Here is an 18,857-nt window from a genome sequence, read left to right as displayed (position 1 = left end):
ATCGCCGCCCGCCGCGAGGACCCCGCCCTCCGTCCCCGACTCGTGGAACGCTGGCCGACCGGGGAGGCGGACCGTCACGGGGCGGCCCGCCTCCACCGGGGGCCGGCTCCACGGCCGGGCCGCCCCGTCACCCGGCCCCCACCCCACTCCGTCCTGCCATCCCGTCCTTCCACACTCCGGGAGCACCGCCATGCACCGAAGGAACCCCGCCCTCGCCCTCGCCGCCCTCGCCGCCTCCTCGGGGGCCCTGGTGATCACCGTGCCCGGCACGGCCGCGGCGCACGGGGACACCGTCGCCGTGGACATCACCGGACAACGCCGGGGTCACGTCCTGGCCGACGTGACCTGGGAGAACGACGGGGACCCGGTGGAGGAGCGGGTCGCCGCCACCGTCAACGCGGTCAGCGGGGACGGCTCTCGCACGGCCGGTCCGTGGCGGCTGGTCCGGGTCCCCGGCACGGCCGCCGGCTGGACCACCGCCGAGGCCCTGCCCGCCGGACGCTGGCAGGTCACCATCGAGGTCGGCTTCCCGGACCTCGGCCGAGGCCAAGGCGCGGTGACCGTCGCGGCCCCCGCGCCGAGACCCACCCCGCCCACGACGGCGGGTGCCCCCGCGAGGACTCTCGCCCCCGCGGCACGGCGTACCGGAGCACCGACCGCGGCACCGGCCGCGGCCGCCGCGCCCACCCGGGTCCACGGCACCACCGACCCCGGTCCGGGCGAGGACTCGGCCCCGGGCCGCACCACGTGGATCACCGCCGCCGGCGTGGCGGTCGCCGCCGTGACCGGCGCCGCCGCCGGCCTCCTGCTCCGCTCCCGCCGCACCCGCCGCCGCTGACCGAAGGGCCGGGCCAGTGGTCGTCAGCGGCTGTCAGGGGCGACCGCCGCGCTCGGTCACGAGCGCTGGTGGGGCTTCGCGCACAGGGAGACGTCCACGGCCTTCTGGAGACGGCGCAGGCTCGGGCCCTCGCCCGCCCAGGTGGTGGTGTACACGGTGACGGTGCCCCGCCCCGCCGTGGCCCGGCCGCCGCCCACCGAATTGCCGGGCAGGTCGCCGCCGTGCCCCCAGTACACGCCACCGCAGCTCAGCGGTACCGACGCGATGCCGTAGCCGTAGCGGCTGCCGGCCGGGTAGACGTCGCGCCCGCCGACCGCCGTGCTGTCCCCGGTCATGGTCCGAAGGGCCCGGTCGGGGAGCAGGCGACCGCCGAACAGCCCGTCCCAGAAGGCGTTGAGGTCCGCGGGCGTGGAGACGAGCCCGCCGGAGGCGCCGAACTCGTACCCGGGCAGGTCCGTCACGTCCACGCGGCCGGCCTCCGGTGCGGCGGGGTGCACCCCGTAGTTGCGGGCGTGCGGCCCGCGGAGCGTCAGCTCGCCGGGGGCGGGCCAGTAGGTGTCGTCCAGGCGCAGCGGCCGCAGGATGGTCCGCTCGACGTACGTACGGAAGTCGACCCCGGCGGCCTCGTCGATCACCATGCCGAGCACCAGGTAGTTGGTGTTGGAGTAGCCCCAGTCGGTACCCGGGGCGAAGACGGGCTCCGCCGCGAGGGCGAGGGCCAGGTAGTCCTCGGGCGTGCCGGGCCGGGTCCAGTCCACCAGCGCGGTGTACTCCGGCAGTCCGCTGGTCTGCTTGAGCAACTGCCGTACGGTGATGGTGCTTCCGGCGAGCAGGGGCACGTAGCGGCCCACGCGGTCGTCGAGCCGGATCCGCCCGTCCACGACCAGGCGCATCACCGCCGTCGCGGTGAACGCCTTGGTGTTGCTGGCCAGCCGCACCCGGCCCCGCGCGCCGACCATGGGGCGGCCGGACTCCCGGTCCGCGACACCGGCGGTACGGGTCCGCCGCCCGTCGTGGGCGAGCGCGCCCGGGACCCCGTCGATCCCGACGAGCAGGTCCAACTGCCGCTGCACGGGGTCGGACGACCGGGTCGCCGTGCCCGGGGCGGCGTCCGCGCCCGTCCTCGCGCCGGGGACGGCGGCCCCCGCCACGGGCACGGTCCCCGCGATGAGCGCCGCCGCGAGCAGAACCGCCGCCCCGACCCGCTTCCCGTGCCCGTGCACGCTCCCGTGCCCGTGCTCGTACCCGTCTTCGTGCCGCTGCCGGTCCCCGTACACGAGCATTCCCCCTGGTCATGTCCTCCGCGAGCCGTCCGCCCGCCGTAAGAGGACCCTGTCAGGACGCCCGCCGGAGATCACTGCGCCCGCCCCCCGAACAGCACAGGGGCTGCCCCCCTTGACACCCGGGCTCGCGACCGACCCGAGACCGGGCCGCGCCGGGGGACCGGCAGAAGTACGGTTCGGTACTTCTGCCGGTCGGACTGCCTGGCCGGGGCGGGGCGTCCGGTGGTGGACTGGCGGGGCACCGGAGGAAGAGCGCGGTGGACCGGCGCGGCGGGACCCGCCGACCCCGGGGCGCGCCCGTCCGCCAGGACGGTCGCCCCGAGCCCGTACGGCCACACCCCTGGCCCCGCCGCGCACGTCACCCGTGCTCTTCCCCCGCTGCTGCCGGGCCGCACCGGGTGCGTGGGGTGGTGGGGGCTGTCAGGCGGAGTCGAGGCCCGGGGCCGCGTCCGTGTTCCCGTTCGCGTCGCCGTCCGCACCGCCGTCCGGATCCCCGTCCAGGTCCAGGTCCAGGAGGGCGTTCTCCACGATTTCCGTCAGGGCCGGGTGGATCCAGTACGGGGTCGAGGCCAGGGCGCGGGCGTCGATGTCGAACTCCAGTGCCATGACGAGCGGTTGGATCAGGGAGGGAGCCTGGGGTCCCATCAGGTGCGCGCCCAGGAGGCGGCCGTTCGCGGGGTCGGCGAGGACCTTGCAGAATCCGGTGGTGTCCTCCATCGCCCAGCCGTAGGCGATGTCGGCGTACTCGGCCGTGCCCACCCGGTACGTCAGGCCCCGGTCGCGGCAGTCCTGTTCGGTGAGCCCGACGGAGGCGATCTGGGGTCGGGTGAAGACGGCGGCCGGGACCCGCTCGTGATCGCAGGAGATCGGCGACCCGGGATGGCGGAGGTTGTGCGCCACGACGCGCGCCTCCCGGTTGGCCACGTGCTTCAGCGGCACCGGAGAACAGACGTCACCGAGGGCGAACACTCCTTCCACGCTGGTGCGTTGGTGGCGGTCCACCACGATCCGGCCGTCCTCGTGGGTGTGGATGCCGGCGGCCTCCAGGTCCAGGCGATCGCCGTTGGGGGTCCGTCCCACCGCCACGAGCAGCATGTCCGCCGCGACGGTGGAACCGTCGTCCAACGTCAGCCGCAGCCGGCCCGGGGCGCCGTCGAGCCCGGTGAGTTCCCGGCCGAGTCGCAGGTCGTACCGTTCCCCGGCCAGCTCGGTGAAGCGTTCCGCGACCGTCTCGTCCTGGGGCCCGAGCAGCCGCTCCTCCTTCTCCACGACGGTGACGAGGCTCCCCGCCGCCGCGAACACCTCGGCCAGCTCGGCCGCGACGTAGCCGCCGCCGAGGACCGCCAGATGACGGGGCGCGGTCCCGATCCGCATCACGGTGTCGGATGTCTCGTACGGCAGACCGGAGTCCCGGACGACGGGCGGAACCACCGGGCGGCCACCCGCCGCCACCACGATCTGCGCGGCGTCGACCTCGACCACCTCCCCGCCCGTCTCGATCCTGAGCCTTCGGGGCCCCGTGAACCGGGCCCGTCCTTCGTAGACGGTGACGGACTTCGCCTCCACGCGGCCCCGGCGGCCGTCCTCCCGCGCCGCGTCCAGCCGGCCGAAGACCCGGTCGCGGGCCTCGGGCCAGTGGACGGTGCCGGGGCCGCCCACCACGTCGAAGGCGCCGGCCTCCCGGACGGTACGTGCCACGTGGGCCGTGTGGGCGAACATCTTGCTCGGGATGCACCCGGCGTTGAGGCAGGTGCCGCCGAACCACCGCTCCTCCACGATGGCCACGTCGAGCCCGGCGAACGAGTCGTCGACGACCGCGTTGCCGGACCCCGCGCCGATGACGACCAGGTCGTGGTGCCGCATCCGTCTCCGCCTTTCTCCGGGGCCGTTCGCCGGCCGTCGGGGTGCCCGACGGGGCCGCGTTCCGGGCCCCGCCGTCGATCCCGCGCCTGCCCGCGCGCACCCGCCGGAAACGGCCGACGGAGCCGAGGGGCCCTACGGACACCGTGCACCAGCGGAGCCGTCCGGGCACGGCGAGCGGGGTGCGGTCGCCGCGTACGGTCCCCGAGTGCGCCCCGTGCTCCCCGCCGCCCCCCGCTGCCCCTGGCCTCCCCGCGGCCCGGCTTCCCAGCCGGTCGGCGCGGTGGGACCATGACGCCACCGGCGGCACCCACCAGCACGGGGGAGTGCTCGTGCGGCGTCACGCCATGGAGTGCCCATGAAGTCCACGCTCCCGCCCGTCCACCCCCGGCCGCCGCTCCGGCCCCACCGAGCCCACAGGCCGCTCAGGCCGCTCAGGCCCCAGGGGTCGCGCCGGTCTCGCCCGCGCCTCCGGTTCCTGGCCGGGGCCGTGCTCGCGGGTCTGCTCCTGTCCGGCTGCGCCGAGGGCTCCCCGACGGGGCCGAAGCCGTCCGGAGGCCCCTCGGGGACCACGGGCGCACCCACCGCGACGGTCGCCCCGCCGTCCGCGTTCGCGTCGGCGTCCCCGTCGTCGTCCGTCACCCCGACGGGTTCCGGCGCGAGGACACCCGGCCCCTCCGCCGAACCCACGGCCCCCGCCGGTTCCGACCCGGCCCTCGGCGCCGGACTCCAGCCGCTGTGGCCCTTCACCAGCCTCGCGCGGGCCCGGGAGTGGCAGCGGTCCTACCGCGACGGCGGCCACCAGCCCTGGCACCTCGACGCGGAACAGACGGCGCTGGCCTTCGTCCGCGACTTCCTGGGTTTCCGCGAGCTCGACCGGGTGGCCTCGCAGCGGGTCAGCGGCCGGCACGCCCGGATCGGCATCGGCCCGAGCGCCCCCGAGGAGGCCCGCCGCAGCACCGCGGCCGTGGTCCACCTGGTGCGGTACGGCACCGGAGCCGACGCCCCCTGGGAGGTGGTCGGCACCGACGACACCACCTTCTCGTTGACCGCGCCCGCCTACGGGGCCGCGGCGAGGTCCCCACTGCGCGTCGGCGGGCGGATCACCGGGGTGGACGAGAGCATCCGCGTCGAGGTGCGCGGTCCCTCCTCGCCCCGCCCGCTGGGGACGGCCTGCTGCGTCCCGGGCGGCGGCACGCGACAGCCCTGGACGGCGACCGTCGCCTACTCCGGTGCCACCGATCCGGTCCTGACCGTGGTGGCCTCCACGGGCGGGCACGTCAACGAGGTCGAGCGCTTCACGGTGACGGCAGTCCGCCCCCGCTGACGGCCCTGCGCCCGCTGACGACCGCCGCCGACGACCCGCCCCCGCCGACGACCCGGCCGGGCGGTCGCCCGCCCGGTCGGGGCACCGCTCCCCGCACGGGGCCGACTACGGCATGGACGTCGGCATCGGCGTCGGCATCGGTTGCGGCGGGCGCGGCCCGTGGTACTGCCCGCTCGGCCTCATGCGCAGCGGCCGTTCCTGGTACTCCTCCAGGGCGTGGGCGATCCATCCGGCGGTGCGCGCCACCGCGAAGACGGTCTCCCCGGCCTCGGGCGCCATCCCGTACGACACCGTCAGGACCGCCAGGGCCAGGTCCACATTGGCGTGGAGTCCACCCTGACGTGCCATCACCGCGGCCACCTCGCGGGCCGCGGCCAGGGCGGGCGCGGCGGGCTCCAGCGCTTCCAGTCGGGCGAACAGGGCCGTGGCCCGGGGGTCCTCGCCGGGGTACAGCCGGTGCCCGAGCCCCGGGACCCGGCGGCCCGCCCGGAGGTGCTCGGCCACCACCGGGGCGGCACCGCCCTGCTCCCGTACGTCCACCAGCATGCGGTGCGCGAGCCGCCCTGCCGCGCCGTGCAACGGCCCTTCGAGGGCGCCGAGTCCGGCCGACACCGCCGCGTAGGGGTGCGCGCGCGCCGAGGCCGCCACCCGTACGGCCAGGGTGGAGGCGGCCAGGTCGTGGTCGGTGAGGAGGGCGAGCGCGAGGTCGAGGACCGCGAGGGCGTCGGGATCGGGCTCCCGGGCCGTCAGCCGCGGCCACAGCCGCCGCGCGATCCCGCCGTGCTCAGTGATCCCGTCGTCCTCCGCGATCCCGTCGTCCTCCGCGGCCGGGTCGGGGTGGTCGTCGGCGACCTCGGGCAGGGCGCCCACCAGCGTCGGGATCAGGCAGCGCGCGGAGCCGAGGACGGCCTCCTCCGACAGGTCGAAGCGCAGCGGATCCGCGGCGGCCGCGGCGGCCACCGCCACCCGCAGCCGGTCGACCGGGCCGCTGTGCGCGGGCAGCGCGGCCACCGAGCGCCGGGCGGCGGCGAGCGCCTCGGGGGGCGCGGCGAAGCCGCTCCCGGGCGTCAGGGTCCCCGTCCACAGCCATTCGGCGACCTCCTCGTAGCGGTACCGGGAGGCCAGGGCCACGGCGTCGACCCCGCGGAAGTAGTAGGCGCCCGGCTCGATCAGGGTGAGCGCCGTGCGCACGGCGAGCTCCCCGGTGGCGGGCGCGGCCGCCTCGCGCCGGTTGCGCCGGGCCAGGGCCGCGACCTCGGCGGCGTCGAAACTGCTGCCGCGCCCGGCCGCGTCACGGCGGCTCGACAGCTGGCCACGGCTCACGTACGCGTACACCGTCGCCGGTTTCACGCCGAGGACCCGCGCGGCCTCCTGCGTGCCGATCCTGCGTCCGCCGTCGGTCTGGTCACTCATGCACCACACCTTACAGATGGGCTGACGTGTTGATTCAATCAATATTGACAAGGATTCAATCCATCATGGATGGTCGATGCATGAACCTCATCGACACCACCCCCGGACCCACCCCCGTCCCGGTGCCCCGGGGCCTCGCCGGAGTCGTCGTCACCGACACCGCCCTCGGCGACGTCCGCGGCCGCGAGGGCTTCTACCACTACCGCCAGTACTCGGCCGTCGAACTCGCCGCCGACCGCGGCTTCGAGGACGTGTGGCACCTGATGTTCCGGGGCGCGCTCCCCGCCGACACCGCCGCCCGCGCCGCGTTCACCGCCGAGACCGCCGCCCTGCGCGCCCTCCCCCCGGAGGTCCGCGAGGTCCTGCCCGCCCTCGCCCGCGCCGGTGCGATGTCCGGCCCCCTCGCCGGCCTGCGGACCGCCCTCTCCCTGCTCGGGGCCTCCGCCGGCTTCCGCCCGGTGTACGACCTCACCCCCGAGCAGCGCGCCGCGGACGCCCTCGCGGCCTGCGCCGCCGTACCGACCCTGCTGACCGCCCTGCACCGGCTGGGCCACGGCCTGGACCCGATCGAGCCGCGCCAGGACCTCCCGTACGCCGCCAACTACCTGTACATGCTCACGGGGGAGGAGCCCGACCAGGCCCGGGCCCGCGCCGTCGAGCGGTACCTGATCTCCACCGTCGACCACGGCTTCAACGCCTCGACCTTCACCGCCCGGGTGATCGCCTCCACCGGCGCGGACGTCGCGGCCTGCCTCACCGGGGCCGTCGGCGCCCTCTCCGGCCCGCTGCACGGCGGCGCCCCCAGCCGCGCCCTGGACACCCTCGACGCCATCGGCACCGTGGACCGGATCGCTCCCTGGATCCGCGAACGCGTCCTCGCGGGCGACCGGATCATGGGCTTCGGACACCCCGTCTACCGCACCGAGGACCCCCGTTCCCGGATGCTCCGCGAGATCGCCCTCGACTTCGGCGGCCCCCTCGTGGACTTCGCCGTCGAGGTGGAGCGGCAGGTGGAGGAGATCCTCGCCGAACTGAAGCCGGGCCGCGAACTGCACACCAACGTGGAGTTCTACGCGGGCGTGGTCATGGAACTGTGCGGACTGCCCCGCGAGATGTTCACCCCGACCTTCTGCGCGGCCCGGGTGATCGGCTGGAGCGCCAACATCCTGGAGCAGGCCGCCGACCCGAAGATCATCCGCCCCGCCGCCCGCTACACCGGCCCCACCCCGCCCCAGCCCCTGCCCCCGCTCAGCTGACCCCCCTCACCCACCGCCGCCCCCGCCCCTCACCCACCGCCCCTGCGGGCCTCATCGCCGCCGCCCCGTCCGCCCCGTCGCCGTTCAGGAGCTGCCGCAGCGGGGAGAGTCCTCGGGGCGGAGGTTCCACTCCTCGGCACTCACGGCGGGAGGTCGGCTGGCCGGCGGCCACGGCTCCGCCCTCGTCAGGCCCCGGCCGCTGACCCGCTCCCAGACGCGCCCCTCCGGATCCATGAACTCCAGCCGGACGGAGCCGAGTTCCCCCGCGCCGAGTCGCACGGAGGGCACCTCGCCGGCCATGGACGCCAACAACGCGGAACGCGGGACCAGCAGTTCCTTGCACGGCTTCACCAGGGCCAAGTCCCAGAACACCTTCCGATCCGGCAGCGCCAGCCGCATCGGCACCACCCGGGAGTTGCCGTTCACCACGTGCAGCACGGCGCCGTCCCAGTAGAAGTCCACGAGATCGGCGTACACCTTCTCCCGCGCCTCCTCGGCGAGCCGTTCCGCCGCCTCGACCCGCTGTTCCTCCCGCCCCGAGCGCAGCTCCGCGCGGATGCCGAGGACCAGGCCCGCCAGGGCCGCGAGGACGGTGACCGCGCCCACCACGAACCGCCCGACCTCGGCCGCCGCGGCCCGACGCGCCGCCGTCCCCGCCGCTCCCTCCTCGGGCGGGGCGCCGCGCTCCTCGGTACCCGGCTGCCCGCCCCGCGGCGCCGGGGCCGCGGCCGGTGCGGCGGACGACGGTATGGCGGACGGCGGTGCGACGGACGGTGGTGCGACGGGTGTCCGCGCCCGGCCGCCGACGACGGGGGGACGGGGCGCCGGTACGGAGCCGGTATCCGGTTCTGCTCCGGGGCCCGCTCCCGGCTCGGATGCGTTCATGTTCCATGACTGTCCAGCCGGAGGGCCCGCCATCCCGGGCCTCACACCCCCTCCGGGCGAGGGAGGGGCCGCCGTATGATCATCCGCATGTCCTGGATACGCCGCCGCGGCAAGCGCCCGGAGCCCGACGGGGGCCGGCTGCCGGCCCTGGAATTCCTCGCGTTGGTGCGCGACGCCCTGGAGGAGCTGGCCCCGGGCTGCACGGAGGGCGCCGGGCTGAAGGGGGATTCGCTGCTCAGCCCGCGGGGCTGGGCCGTCGGCGTGGCAGCCGGGGACCCGGGAGCGGCCGGCGAGGCCCACCAGTACGACCTGATCGCCTTCCCGGACGTCGGCATCCAGCCCGAGGTGCCCTGCTTCGTGGACCGCGCCGTGGTCGTCACCACACCGCGCGACGCCGCCGTCCTCTGGGCCCGTTCCGCGGGGGCCTGCCTGCTGGCGCTGACCGACACCGCGTACGCGGGACTCGTCGACGACCTGACCCCCGACGACCCCTACGGGGTGCCGGGGTGGCGGTCGCTCGGCGCGGGCGCCCTCGCCTACGGGGTCTCCGAGGAGGAGAACCACCGCCTCCAGGAGGCCCTGCTGGAGGCGGACGTCCTGGGCCGGATCACCCCGGTCTTCGCCGCCGACCTGGCCTCGCCCTGGTTCAACGCGGTCCGTGTCTTCCACGGCGGCGCCCCGGGCGCGGTGCGGTCCGAGGTGCGGGTCAACGGCGAGCGGCACGAGGCGGCCTCGGCCGCCCTCGCGGAGCTCGGCCTCCCCGAGCCGACGGTCTTCACGGCCGTCCGGTCCTTCACCCTGCTCCTGCCGCCCGACCCCGAGGAGGACCACGACCCCGAGCACGGGCATAGAGACGGGCATGGGCATGGGGTAGGGACGTGTGGCGCCGGTCGCGGGGGCTGTTGCGGCGGTGGCTGCGCCTGCGGCGGGGCCCTGGACCCCCGGCAGCCCGGGTTCGCGCACTCCCTGCCGCACCTCATCGCCGAGCTCTCCCCGGCCGAGCGCGAGGAGCGGATCACGCACGACTCGGGCGCGGTGATGGTGGCGCGGGGCCTCGGGAACTTCCTCAAGGTGCGCCTGCCCGTCCGCCTCGACGACGGCCGCACCCTGGTCCACGTGGTCTGGGTCTACGTGCGCGCCGAGGTCATCGAGGACTACACGCGCCGCGTCCACGACGGCACCCTCGAAGGCCACCGCTTCGAAGGGCTCTTCTGCAACGCCGTCGAACCCTGGGGCGAGGAGCTCCTCAAGGCCCCCGTGCTGCTCGGCGGACAGAAGTACAACGCGGACGGCTCCCTCCGCATGACCGAGGTCCTCGACTCCGAGCATCCGCTGATGTCCCGGGTCCTGAAGGAGACCTGGCCCGCCGCCGACCTCCTCCGCGCCGCCGCGGGCGCCTGAGCCGCCGCCCCCGCCCCACCACACCCGGGGCCGCCGGCTCAGGGCATGGTGTCCGGATCGCAGCTGGCCCGGCGCAGGCCGATCGTGATCAGGGCGCGCATCAACGTCTCCGCGTCGTCGGCCCGGACCACGTGCACGGCCCCGTCCACGGCGTACCGGTCGAGGCCGTCGAGAGCCGCCTGATTGCGGGCGCGGAGCACCACCGCACCGGGCGGGTCCAGGGCCCGCACCCCGTGGAGCACACGGAACGCCTCGGGATCGTCACCCAGGCCCCCGGACAGGGTGAGAACCGTGATGTCGGGCAGCAGCACCCGGGCGTGGGCGAGGGCCAGCTCCGGCGTGTGGGCGTGCGAGATGACCTGGAAGTGCGTGTTCCGCTGGATCCGGGCCCGCAGCCGCTCCAACTCCTCGCCCTCCGCCACACCCGCCACCAGTACGGTCATCACCCCTCCATCATGACCCCTGCGTCCCCCGCCCGCGTCGCGGAGCCCGCCTGCCGCGCTAGGCTGAAAACACCTGCCTGAGGCGACGGTCGGCACCCGCCACCGCCCCGGGGCGACCACGGCCCGGGGGCGCGACCGGGCGACGTTCGCGGCTCGGGGCGTCACCGGGTGCGCACGTGCGGATGTCCGCTCCTCCGCCGCGCCCACCGGCTCCGCCGCCGGCCCGGTCCCCCGTCCCCGCCCCGGTTCCGGTGCGGATCCCTCCGCGCCGCTCCGTCGCGCGTCCGCCGCCCCGGCGTCCACCCGACGACCTCCTGGGAGGACCCGTGAACACCCGGACGCCGCCCCGCTTCGACCCCGCGCGCGTGCCCCACCTGCTCGGTTCGTTCGCACCGGTGACGGAGGAGGTCGACGCCGTCGACCTCGAAGTGACGGGCGAGATACCCGCCGGCCTCGACGGCCTCTACCTGCGCAACGGCCCGAACCCGCGCTTCACCCCCATCGGCTCCTACCTGTACCCCATCGACGGCGACGGGATGCTGCACGGGATCTGGCTCTCCGAAGGCCGCGCCCGGTACCGGAACCGGTTCGTGCGGACCCCGGCCCTGCTGGCCGAGGAACGCGTCGGCCGCGCCCTCTGGGGCGGCGTCGAGTCCTTCATCCTCCCCGGAGCCGATCAGGTCGGCCCCGAGCTGGCCGACGACTTCAAGGACCTCCCCGACATCAACGTCGTCCGCCACGCCGGACGGCTGCTGGCCCTCGCGGAATCGGCCTGCCCCTACCGCGTGGACGACGCCCTCGACACCCTGGGGCGCGAGACCTTCGGCGGGGCGCTCCCGGCCGGGATCACCGCCCACCCGAAGATCGACCCGGAGACCGGGGAGATGTTCGTCTTCTGCTACGCCCTGGAGGCGCCGTTCCTGACCTGGTCGGTCATCGACCGGCACGGCACCGTGACCCGCGGGCCCACCCCGGTCGAGGGCGTGGACGAACCCCTGATGATCCACGACATGGCCCTCACCGGCCGCTACGTCGTCCTCACCCTCGCCCCCGCCTTCATCGACCTCGAATCCGCGATGTCCGGAGGCTCCTTCCTCGCCTGGCGCCCCGAGCGCGGCACCCGCGTGGCCCTGATCCCGAGGGACGGCGGCCCGGTCGTCTGGGCCACCGACGACGCCTTCTGGCTGTGGCACACCGTGAACGCCTACGACACCGGGGACGCCCACGATGCCGCGAACGCCCATGGCGCGGGCGGTGACGGCGGCGGGGGCGGTGACGGGGACTCCGCCGTCGTCCTCGACTACGTGCAGTGGAGCCGCCTGACCATCGCACCCGCCGAGGAGGGCGCCGGCCCGCCGAACTGCGCCCTGGTGCGGGCCCGCGTCGACCCGGCCACCGGCACCATGACCCGTACGGAACTCGACGACTCCCGGGTGGAGTTCCCCCGCGTCGACGACCGGCTGATCGGCCGCCGCCACCGGCACGTGGCCCTGGCCACCGAGACCGGCCGCACCGACCTCCTCCCCGGCGAGTACGACGCCATCCGCTGGTACGACGCCGACCGCGACACCGCGCTGGTGTGGTCGGCCGGGGACCTCTCCGTCGGCGAGCCCGTCTACGCCCCCGACCCGGGCGCCGGCGGCCCGGAGCGTGCCGGTGGCGGCTCCGCCGAGCACGGGTACTGGCTGACCTTCGCGACCGACCGCACCGACGGATCCAGCTGGTTCCTGGTCATCCCGGCCGAGGACCCGTCCGCCGGCCCCGTGGCACGGGTCCGCGTGCCGGTGCGGGTACCGCTCGGCCTGCACGGCTCCTGGATCCCGACCGCGGATTGACCGCAAGGGGCGGGCCACCGCGGCGGACCCTCGGGGCGGACCGTACGGACGGACCGGGCGAGTCCGTCCCCGGGGCGAGGCCGTCCCCAAGGCGGGGCGCCGGCGGGCCGGGCCCCTTCCGGACCCGGCCCCTGCCGGGCCCGGCCCGCTCAGGTGACCAGGCGCAGGGCGGTCCCCGCGATGCCCAGCCGGACGCTCTGGCCCCAGGTGAGTTCCAGGGCGTCCGACTCCATGCCGTCCCCGAAGACCACGATCCGGTCCGATTCCACGGTCAGGCGCAGCCCCTGCCGCCCTCCGAGCTCCCCGGAGACCCGGCTCGTGCCGGTCGCGGGGGAGGGCCAGGCCTCGCGCACGAACCACAGGAGCCGCCGGTCGCGGGGCGCGGGCAGTGGCGTGGTGCTGCCGCGTTCCAGCCACAGGGACCGCAGCCAGCCGGTGGCACCCGTCCCTGTTCCGACCAGCACCCCCGAGGACGCCTGGGCCTCGCCCGGATCGTCCCCGTCGGCCGGGCCGATGCGGTAGCGGGCCGTCTGGTGCCCGGGTGGTCCCAGGTAGATCTCGTTGAGCGCGAGGAGCCGCTGGGTGTCGTCGGCGACGGCCTCGACCATCGTCAGTTCCTCCGCGCGGTCCGCGGCGCCGGTCGCGGCCCGCAGCAGGGCCGCCGTGTCCGTCCAACGGTGCCGTACCAGCACCCCGGGATTGCGCCCCGGGTCGGTGTCGATTCCCACGACGGGCTGCCCGGTCAGGTACTTCGCGGCGTTGGCGACCAGACCGTCCTGCCCCACCACGACCACGACGTCCTCCGGCCCGAACAGGAAGCGGTCCAGGTCGGCGCGCTCCACCCGGGAGTTCCGCCAGGTCAGCGGCACGGCCGCGGCGGCTCCGCGCAGGGCCTCCGCGACCCGTTCGTGCCGGCGGACCACCTCGTCGATGGACCGCCCCCGGCTGGAGAGGAAGAAGGCGGCCTGCCCGTGCGTCCCGTGCCGGGCGAGGAGTTCCTCGTACTCGGTCCGGCGGTGCACGAGCACCGCCCGCGGGGCCAGGCTCACGCCTCCGCCCCGCCGCCGCCGTCCGTGCGGCCGAGCCGGGTGAGGAGCCCGGTCAGCACGTCGGGGGTGAGGGTGATGCTCTCGATCCGCGGCAGGTTCTCCGCGAGCCGGGTCGCGGCCATCGCGTGCAGGGTGGCCGGGTCGGCCTCGCCGTGCACCCGCAGCCAGGCGGCCTGGGCCTCGGCGCGGGCCGCGCCCGTCTCGCGGGCCGCGGCGGCCTCCGCCCGGGCCAGGGCCACCTTCCGCGCCGCCTCGGCCTCGGTGCGCACCCCGTCCGCGGCGGCCTTCTCTTCCGCCTCGCGCCGGGTGTTGGTACCGCGCTGGTCCACCAACTGCTCCTCCCGGCGCGCCAGTTCGATCTGACTGGCCAACTCGTTCTCGGCGATGGCCCGTTCCCGCTCGACGGCGACGGCCCGCCGCTCGTAGGTGGCCCGGTCGGCCTCCTGCTGGATCTGCTCGCGGGCCGGGGTGCGCAGGGCGCGCTCCACCTCGGCCTCGGGGCGGATCGCCACGACCCGTACGGCCACCACCTCCAGCCCCGTGTCCGGCAGCCGGGGCTCGGCCGCCAGGCCCGTCACCACCCTCTGCCGGACGGAGGCCACCCCGTCCACGAGGGCGGCTGCCAGCGGGGTCCGGGCCAGTACGTCCAGCGCGTGCTGCTGCGCGGTCTCCGTCAACAGCGTCGCGATCTGCTCCAGGGGGGCGCCGCGCCAGCTCCCGTTGTCGGGATCGACGGAGAAGTCCAGCCGCTCCGCGGCGAGCGCGGGGTCGCTGATCCGGTAGGTGACGGTGGCCTGCACGGTCACGTCCTGGAAGTCGCCGGTACGGGCATGGAAGGCCATGGCCAACTCGAGGTCCTCGACCGGCACTTCGGACAGCGCCGCCGAGAGCGACCGGTACCAGAAGCTCAGCCCGCGACCGTCGTGCACGAGCCGGCCCCGCCGGTGGTGGCGGATGTGCGCGGTGGGCGCGGAACGCAGGTGACGCCAGCCGAAGCGTCGCGTGATGTCGGCCATGAGGACCCCCTCGCTCAATTTCGTCACTCCGACGATAATGAGTCGACCGGATATCGTCAAGAGGACGAAAACCGGTGGTCGCGGGGCCGCCGGGCCGGGACGGACCCCCTGCCCGTAGCCTGTCCGGGTGACGCTGCGCTGCCTGCACGACCGAGCCGACCTCGCCGACCGCTTCGGCCGGGACCCCGCCCTGCACGTGATGGAACTCGGGGACCTCGACGACCTGTTGTGGCCCTACACCACCTGGTACACCCTCTCCGAGGACGGCCCCGTCGCCCTCGTCTACGCCGTGGGCGAGATCCCCACTCTGCTCGCCTTCTCCCGCCCCGACCGGTCCGCCGAACTGGAAGCACTGGCCGCGGCCCTGCTCCCCGTCCTCCCGCGCCGCTTCTTCGGACACCTGACGGGCGAGGCCGGCAAGGTCCTGGAGTCCGCCTACGAGGTCCGCCCGCACGGCACCCTGCTGCGCATGGAACTCGCCACCGCGCCCGCGCCCGTGCCCGCCGAGGACCGCCCGCACGGCCCCTGGCACCCCGCCCCGCTCGACCGCTCGGACCTCCCCGACCTGCTGGACCTGTTCACCCGGGCCTACCCGGGCAACTGGTTCGACGACCGGATGCTCGACACCGGCCAGTACGTCGGCGCCCGACTCGACGGCCGCCTGGTCTCCGTGGCCGGCGTCCACGTCTACTCCCCGACGTACCGGGTCGCCGCGCTCGGCAACGTCACCACCGACCCCGCACTCCGCGGCCGGGGCGCGGGCACGGCCTGCGTCACCGCCCTCTGCCACCGCCTCGTCGGCACCACGGACACCATCGGCCTCAACGTCCGCGCCGACAACCCCACCGCCCTCGCCCTCTACCACCGCCTCGGCTTCACCGAGGTCACCCCCTTCACCGAAGCCACGTACACGACCCGCGCCTGAGCCGCGTTCAGGTGCGAGCGGCCCTGGGGTGATCGGGCGCGCCTCCCGTGAGTGGCGCGCGGAGCGCAGGGTGTGGCGCTCTGTGTCGATGCCCCGCGGATCGTGACGCGGAAGAGTTTCCCCGTGCCTTCCGGTCCGGGCCCCGAGTGGTGCCGGCCGGAGGCGGGGCCGGGAAGGACTCGGCTCCCGAACGAAGGGGGAATCCGGCATGGCTTCATGGAAGCGATTCCGTACGGTGGGCGGGCTTGCCGCGGCGGTCACGGCCGTCGTCCTGATCGGCGGCTCCCCGGCCGCCGCCAGCGGCGACTACAGCGGTCTGGCCTTCATTCGCGGGGGCGACGGCTTCTCGGACGACTGGAACGACGAGGGCATCCTGTCCACCGGCCGCCACAGCTCCTCCAACGCGACCTGCCTGTGGCAGAAGGTCCTGTGGGCGGACGGGCACCTGGCCTGGAACGAGATCGACGGCGTTTTCGGCGACACGACCAGGCAGGCCACCATCGCGTGGCAGCGCGCCTACGTCGGCTCGGCCGACGGGGTCGTCGGCAAGGACACCTTCAAGAAGGCCGGTCAGTGGCTCCGGGACACCAACGGGGACGGGTCCGTCGACACCTATCGCGGTACCGCGGATCGGACCTTCTTGGTCTCGCGGGACGGGGACGGTGACTACACCTTCTACGACCGCAACGGCGACAAGCGGGTGGCGGGCTACAACTACCGCACCTGCGGCTGATCCCACCGGTGACCCGTGGGTCGAGGGAGGCGCCACCCCGACCCACGGGGACATCACCCCGGGCGGTCCGCTCACGACCGGGCGCCGCCCGGGACCGAAGCCGACTCCCGGTAGGCGCTCGGAGTCGTGCCGACCACGGCCTTGAAGGTCCTGGTGAACTCGGAGGCGCGCGGGTACCCCCAGCGGGCGCCGATCGCGCTCACGGCCACATCCCGCAGCAGCGGGTCCTCCAGATCCCGACAGCAGCGCGCGATCCGTTCACGGCGCACGGCCCCGCCCACGGTCGTGCCCTGTAGCCGGTAGACCCGGTGCAGGGTCCGCAAGGACACGTGATGGGCGACGGCGATCGCGGTCGGAGTCAGATCCGGATCGTGGAGGTGGGCCACGATGAAGGTGCGGGTCTCGTGATACAGGGCGGTGGCCCGCGAGGAGGCGGGCAGCCGGCCCGTCGCCTCCGTGTGTCCGGCGACCGCGGCGGCCGCCAACTGTACGAGGGTGTTCGCCATCCTGACCCGGTCGCCACCGCTGAACTCCGCCTCGGCGTCGGTGAGCGCTTCCAGTGTCTGCCGCAGGACGTGTCCCAACCCGCTCGACACCGTCAGCTTCGTGGCGCAGACGGAGGCGACCAGGTTCCCCGGCAGCGGCATCAGGGCGCGAGGGAACTGCAACAGCAGGGAGCCGGCGGGCTGCCCGTCGGGCCCCGCCACGGCCTCGAAGGGGCGGGAGCTGTCGTAGAGGACGAGATCCCCCGGCCCCAAGCGGGCCCGCCGTCCTGCCTGGTCGATGAGCTGCCGCCCCGAGGTGATCACGGCCAGCTGGTACAGCTCCGGGTCCGAACGGCGGATCAACGCCCCCGACCGGTAGGAGACCAGGGGGCGGTACGCCATCACGGACAGCTGCGCGGCGCCGAGCTCCGCGGCCCGGATCCGCGCGTCGAAGTGATCGGGATCAGGAAACCTGAACCGTGTCGTCACCAGAGCCAGAGCTGTGGTCTCCGCCCAGGCGCCGGTGCGCTCCGGCCCGGGTAACGAGGAGGTGTCCAGCACGGTCGTCAGCATGAGTCCCCCCGAGAGACGTGCGCGCGGCGCGGTCTCCAGCAGGGTGCGGCTCCACATGCCTCACAAAAAGGAATGAACGCGCCATGTTTCCCATCCGAGAACCGGCCCTTCCGCCCCCACCGTCCGGACCGCCATCATGAAGGGCGTCAACGTACGTGCACGGGGGGCGTGTTGGAAGGGTCTACGGACACCAGGGCAGAGGTACAACACCGGCAGCAGCAGCGGCACGCGGGCGGGGCCGAACCCGGCTACCTGAGGGGTGAGTATCGGACACACGATCACGAGGGCGGAATCGGGGAGCACTTCGCGGGGTTATGGCGGACGGCCGAGGGGACGATCGCCGTGGTCTATCCAACGGAGCGGACGCTCGACGAACCGGCGGATCTCCTCGCGCCGCATCCCGAAGCCGACACCGTCGTCGTCGTGCGCTCCGCGTACGACCTCGACGGACCGGGTCTGCGCGCCGCCGACAGGGAACGTCCCGACGCGGTCCGCTCTCTGTCCTGGGCCGACCTCGCCGCGACCCTGGGCGCCCCTGTCCCGTGGTGGCCCACGGTACTGCGGCGGGCGGACCACCTGACCGGCTGGCGGCCGGGAGACGACCCCCGGCCCGTCACCGTGCGCACCGACCCGCCCTGGGAGGCGCTGTACGCGCTTGCGGCGACGGAACCCGCGGGGTCCCCGGTCCGGCACGCCTGCTACACGATCGGACACCGCATCCGGGCCGAGGCGGCCGAGGCCGCGACGCGTCAGACGCTGCAACTCCGCACGTGGATCGCGCGCCGTGTCACCCCCTTCCCGATGGTGTTCCCCGCCGTTCCGGACCCGACCGATCCCGGCCTGGACGAAGTGGCCACGGACGACATCGTGGGAGCCGGACTCGCCGAGCTCTGCGCCCGCACCGACGAGGTGGCGCTCGAGTGCCTGGAACATGTCAGTGCCTGGAGCGGCTCGGAGGACCTGCCGTACGGCGGCACCTTCCGCCTGACGAGGAGGAACCCCACCCGGGCAGCCGCCGAATGGATCAACAGGCTGAGCGAGGTACCGGCGACGGCCCTGCACCTACTGGAGGAGGCCGACCACGAGATCGTCGGCACCTTCGTCGACCCGGTCACCGGAGGGCCGGTCGTCGCCGTCAAAGGCAGGCACACGTCCCGAGATGACCGGGAGATCTCCTACATCGGCCGGGCCCCCAAGCGTCTCCCCGCCGGATCGGTCCTCAAGGAGATCATCCTCGACACTCCGATCTGGGTCCGCACGGCCGACCGAACGGTCCATCCCGTCCCCGCGATGGACGCGCCCGGACTGAACTGGGGCTACAGCGGATCCGGCCCGCACACCCTCGCCGAGTGCGTCGGACGCCTTCTCGACGACGGGGCCGCCCCAGCGGTCACCTACGAGGACGACGGACGTGCCGCTGAGCCCGGCCTCACCGCGCTCTTCTCACGCGAGCACCCGAGCGGGACGCGCTTCACCCGGCGGCAGCTCGAACAGGCACGACGCACGCCCTGACCGGCGCCCGCGCACCTTCCACG

General features: G+C 74.9%; 16 protein-coding genes. 8 read left to right on the top strand and 8 right to left on the bottom strand.

Features of this window, described 5'->3' with window-relative positions; genetic code table 11:
• The first annotated feature begins 190 nt into the window (after positions 1 to 190).
• Positions 191 to 838, top strand: coding sequence for a hypothetical protein (locus ABTZ17_RS21210; RefSeq protein ID WP_352197220.1), 648 nt, complete (start codon positions 191 to 193; stop codon positions 836 to 838).
• Positions 839 to 894: 56 nt separating this feature from the next.
• Here the strand turns inward: ABTZ17_RS21210 and ABTZ17_RS21205 are convergent, their stop codons facing one another.
• Together ABTZ17_RS21205 and ABTZ17_RS21200 are read right to left on the bottom strand one after the other, a co-directional pair.
• Complete coding sequence (locus ABTZ17_RS21205; RefSeq protein ID WP_352197219.1) at positions 895 to 2,121, bottom strand: serine hydrolase domain-containing protein; 1,227 nt, start codon at positions 2,119 to 2,121, stop codon at positions 895 to 897.
• Positions 2,122 to 2,541: 420 nt separating this feature from the next.
• Positions 2,542 to 3,984: a mycothione reductase gene (locus ABTZ17_RS21200; RefSeq protein ID WP_352197218.1), complete on the bottom strand. Its 1,443-nt coding sequence runs from the start codon at positions 3,982 to 3,984 to the stop codon at positions 2,542 to 2,544.
• Between the two features lie 487 nt (positions 3,985 to 4,471).
• Here ABTZ17_RS21200 and ABTZ17_RS21195 point away from each other — a divergent pair, with 487 nt between their 5' ends.
• A complete protein-coding gene (locus ABTZ17_RS21195; protein ID WP_352197217.1) occupies positions 4,472 to 5,308 on the top strand; it encodes a hypothetical protein in 837 nt (278 codons plus the stop codon).
• Between the two features lie 105 nt (positions 5,309 to 5,413).
• On the opposite strand, the gene ABTZ17_RS21190 is transcribed toward ABTZ17_RS21195, so the two are convergent.
• Entirely contained in the window at positions 5,414 to 6,721 is a 1,308-nt protein-coding gene (locus ABTZ17_RS21190; protein WP_352197216.1) for a citrate synthase, read from the bottom strand.
• A gap of 65 nt (positions 6,722 to 6,786) precedes the next feature.
• On the opposite strand from ABTZ17_RS21190, the gene ABTZ17_RS21185 reads away from it, so the two are divergent.
• On the top strand, positions 6,787 to 7,977 hold the full coding sequence (locus ABTZ17_RS21185) for a citrate synthase/methylcitrate synthase (RefSeq protein ID WP_502994770.1): 1,191 nt from the start codon (positions 6,787 to 6,789) through the stop codon (positions 7,975 to 7,977).
• A gap of 84 nt (positions 7,978 to 8,061) precedes the next feature.
• Here the strand turns inward: ABTZ17_RS21185 and ABTZ17_RS21180 are convergent, their stop codons facing one another.
• The gene (locus ABTZ17_RS21180; RefSeq protein WP_352197214.1) at positions 8,062 to 8,862 is read right to left on the bottom strand and encodes a hypothetical protein; all 801 of its coding nucleotides are present in this window, start codon (positions 8,860 to 8,862) and stop codon (positions 8,062 to 8,064) included.
• An 87-nt stretch (positions 8,863 to 8,949) separates the two neighbouring features.
• Here ABTZ17_RS21180 and ABTZ17_RS21175 point away from each other — a divergent pair, with 87 nt between their 5' ends.
• A complete protein-coding gene (locus ABTZ17_RS21175; RefSeq protein WP_352197213.1) occupies positions 8,950 to 10,263 on the top strand; it encodes a DUF6348 family protein in 1,314 nt (437 codons plus the stop codon).
• A 38-nt stretch (positions 10,264 to 10,301) separates the two neighbouring features.
• On the opposite strand, the gene ABTZ17_RS21170 is transcribed toward ABTZ17_RS21175, so the two are convergent.
• Complete coding sequence (locus ABTZ17_RS21170) at positions 10,302 to 10,706, bottom strand: hypothetical protein (protein ID WP_352197212.1); 405 nt, start codon at positions 10,704 to 10,706, stop codon at positions 10,302 to 10,304.
• A gap of 326 nt (positions 10,707 to 11,032) precedes the next feature.
• Here ABTZ17_RS21170 and ABTZ17_RS21165 point away from each other — a divergent pair, with 326 nt between their 5' ends.
• Positions 11,033 to 12,541, top strand: coding sequence for a carotenoid oxygenase family protein (locus ABTZ17_RS21165; RefSeq protein ID WP_352197211.1), 1,509 nt, complete (start codon positions 11,033 to 11,035; stop codon positions 12,539 to 12,541).
• A 149-nt stretch (positions 12,542 to 12,690) separates the two neighbouring features.
• Here the strand turns inward: ABTZ17_RS21165 and ABTZ17_RS21160 are convergent, their stop codons facing one another.
• Both ABTZ17_RS21160 and ABTZ17_RS21155 read right to left on the bottom strand, forming a co-directional pair.
• Complete coding sequence (locus ABTZ17_RS21160) at positions 12,691 to 13,590, bottom strand: hypothetical protein (RefSeq protein ID WP_352197210.1); 900 nt, start codon at positions 13,588 to 13,590, stop codon at positions 12,691 to 12,693.
• Positions 13,587 to 14,606 carry an SPFH domain-containing protein gene (locus tag ABTZ17_RS21155; protein WP_352197222.1) on the bottom strand — a complete coding sequence of 340 codons (1,020 nt, stop codon included), beginning with the start codon at positions 14,604 to 14,606 and terminating at the stop codon, positions 13,587 to 13,589. The genes ABTZ17_RS21160 and ABTZ17_RS21155 overlap by 4 nt, the downstream gene beginning before the upstream one ends.
• Positions 14,607 to 14,733: 127 nt before the next feature.
• Between ABTZ17_RS21155 and ABTZ17_RS21150 the strand changes: the two genes are divergently transcribed.
• Both ABTZ17_RS21150 and ABTZ17_RS21145 read left to right on the top strand, forming a co-directional pair.
• Positions 14,734 to 15,531: a GNAT family N-acetyltransferase gene (locus ABTZ17_RS21150; RefSeq protein ID WP_352197209.1), complete on the top strand. Its 798-nt coding sequence runs from the start codon at positions 14,734 to 14,736 to the stop codon at positions 15,529 to 15,531.
• Positions 15,532 to 15,739: 208 nt separating this feature from the next.
• Positions 15,740 to 16,264, top strand: a complete 525-nt coding sequence (locus tag ABTZ17_RS21145; protein WP_352197208.1) for a peptidoglycan-binding domain-containing protein — start codon at positions 15,740 to 15,742, stop codon at positions 16,262 to 16,264.
• Between the two features lie 71 nt (positions 16,265 to 16,335).
• Here the strand turns inward: ABTZ17_RS21145 and ABTZ17_RS21140 are convergent, their stop codons facing one another.
• Positions 16,336 to 17,322, bottom strand: coding sequence for an AraC-like ligand-binding domain-containing protein (locus tag ABTZ17_RS21140; protein ID WP_352197207.1), 987 nt, complete (start codon positions 17,320 to 17,322; stop codon positions 16,336 to 16,338).
• Between the two features lie 342 nt (positions 17,323 to 17,664).
• On the opposite strand from ABTZ17_RS21140, the gene ABTZ17_RS21135 reads away from it, so the two are divergent.
• On the top strand, positions 17,665 to 18,834 hold the full coding sequence (locus ABTZ17_RS21135) for a hypothetical protein (RefSeq protein ID WP_352197206.1): 1,170 nt from the start codon (positions 17,665 to 17,667) through the stop codon (positions 18,832 to 18,834).
• Positions 18,835 to 18,857: the final 23 nt, after the last annotated feature.

The organism is Streptomyces sp. NPDC097619 (genome assembly GCF_040302735.1).
Taxonomy (GTDB): Bacteria; Actinomycetota; Actinomycetes; order Streptomycetales; family Streptomycetaceae; genus Streptomyces.
This window is presented reverse-complemented; position numbering and strand designations above follow the sequence as displayed.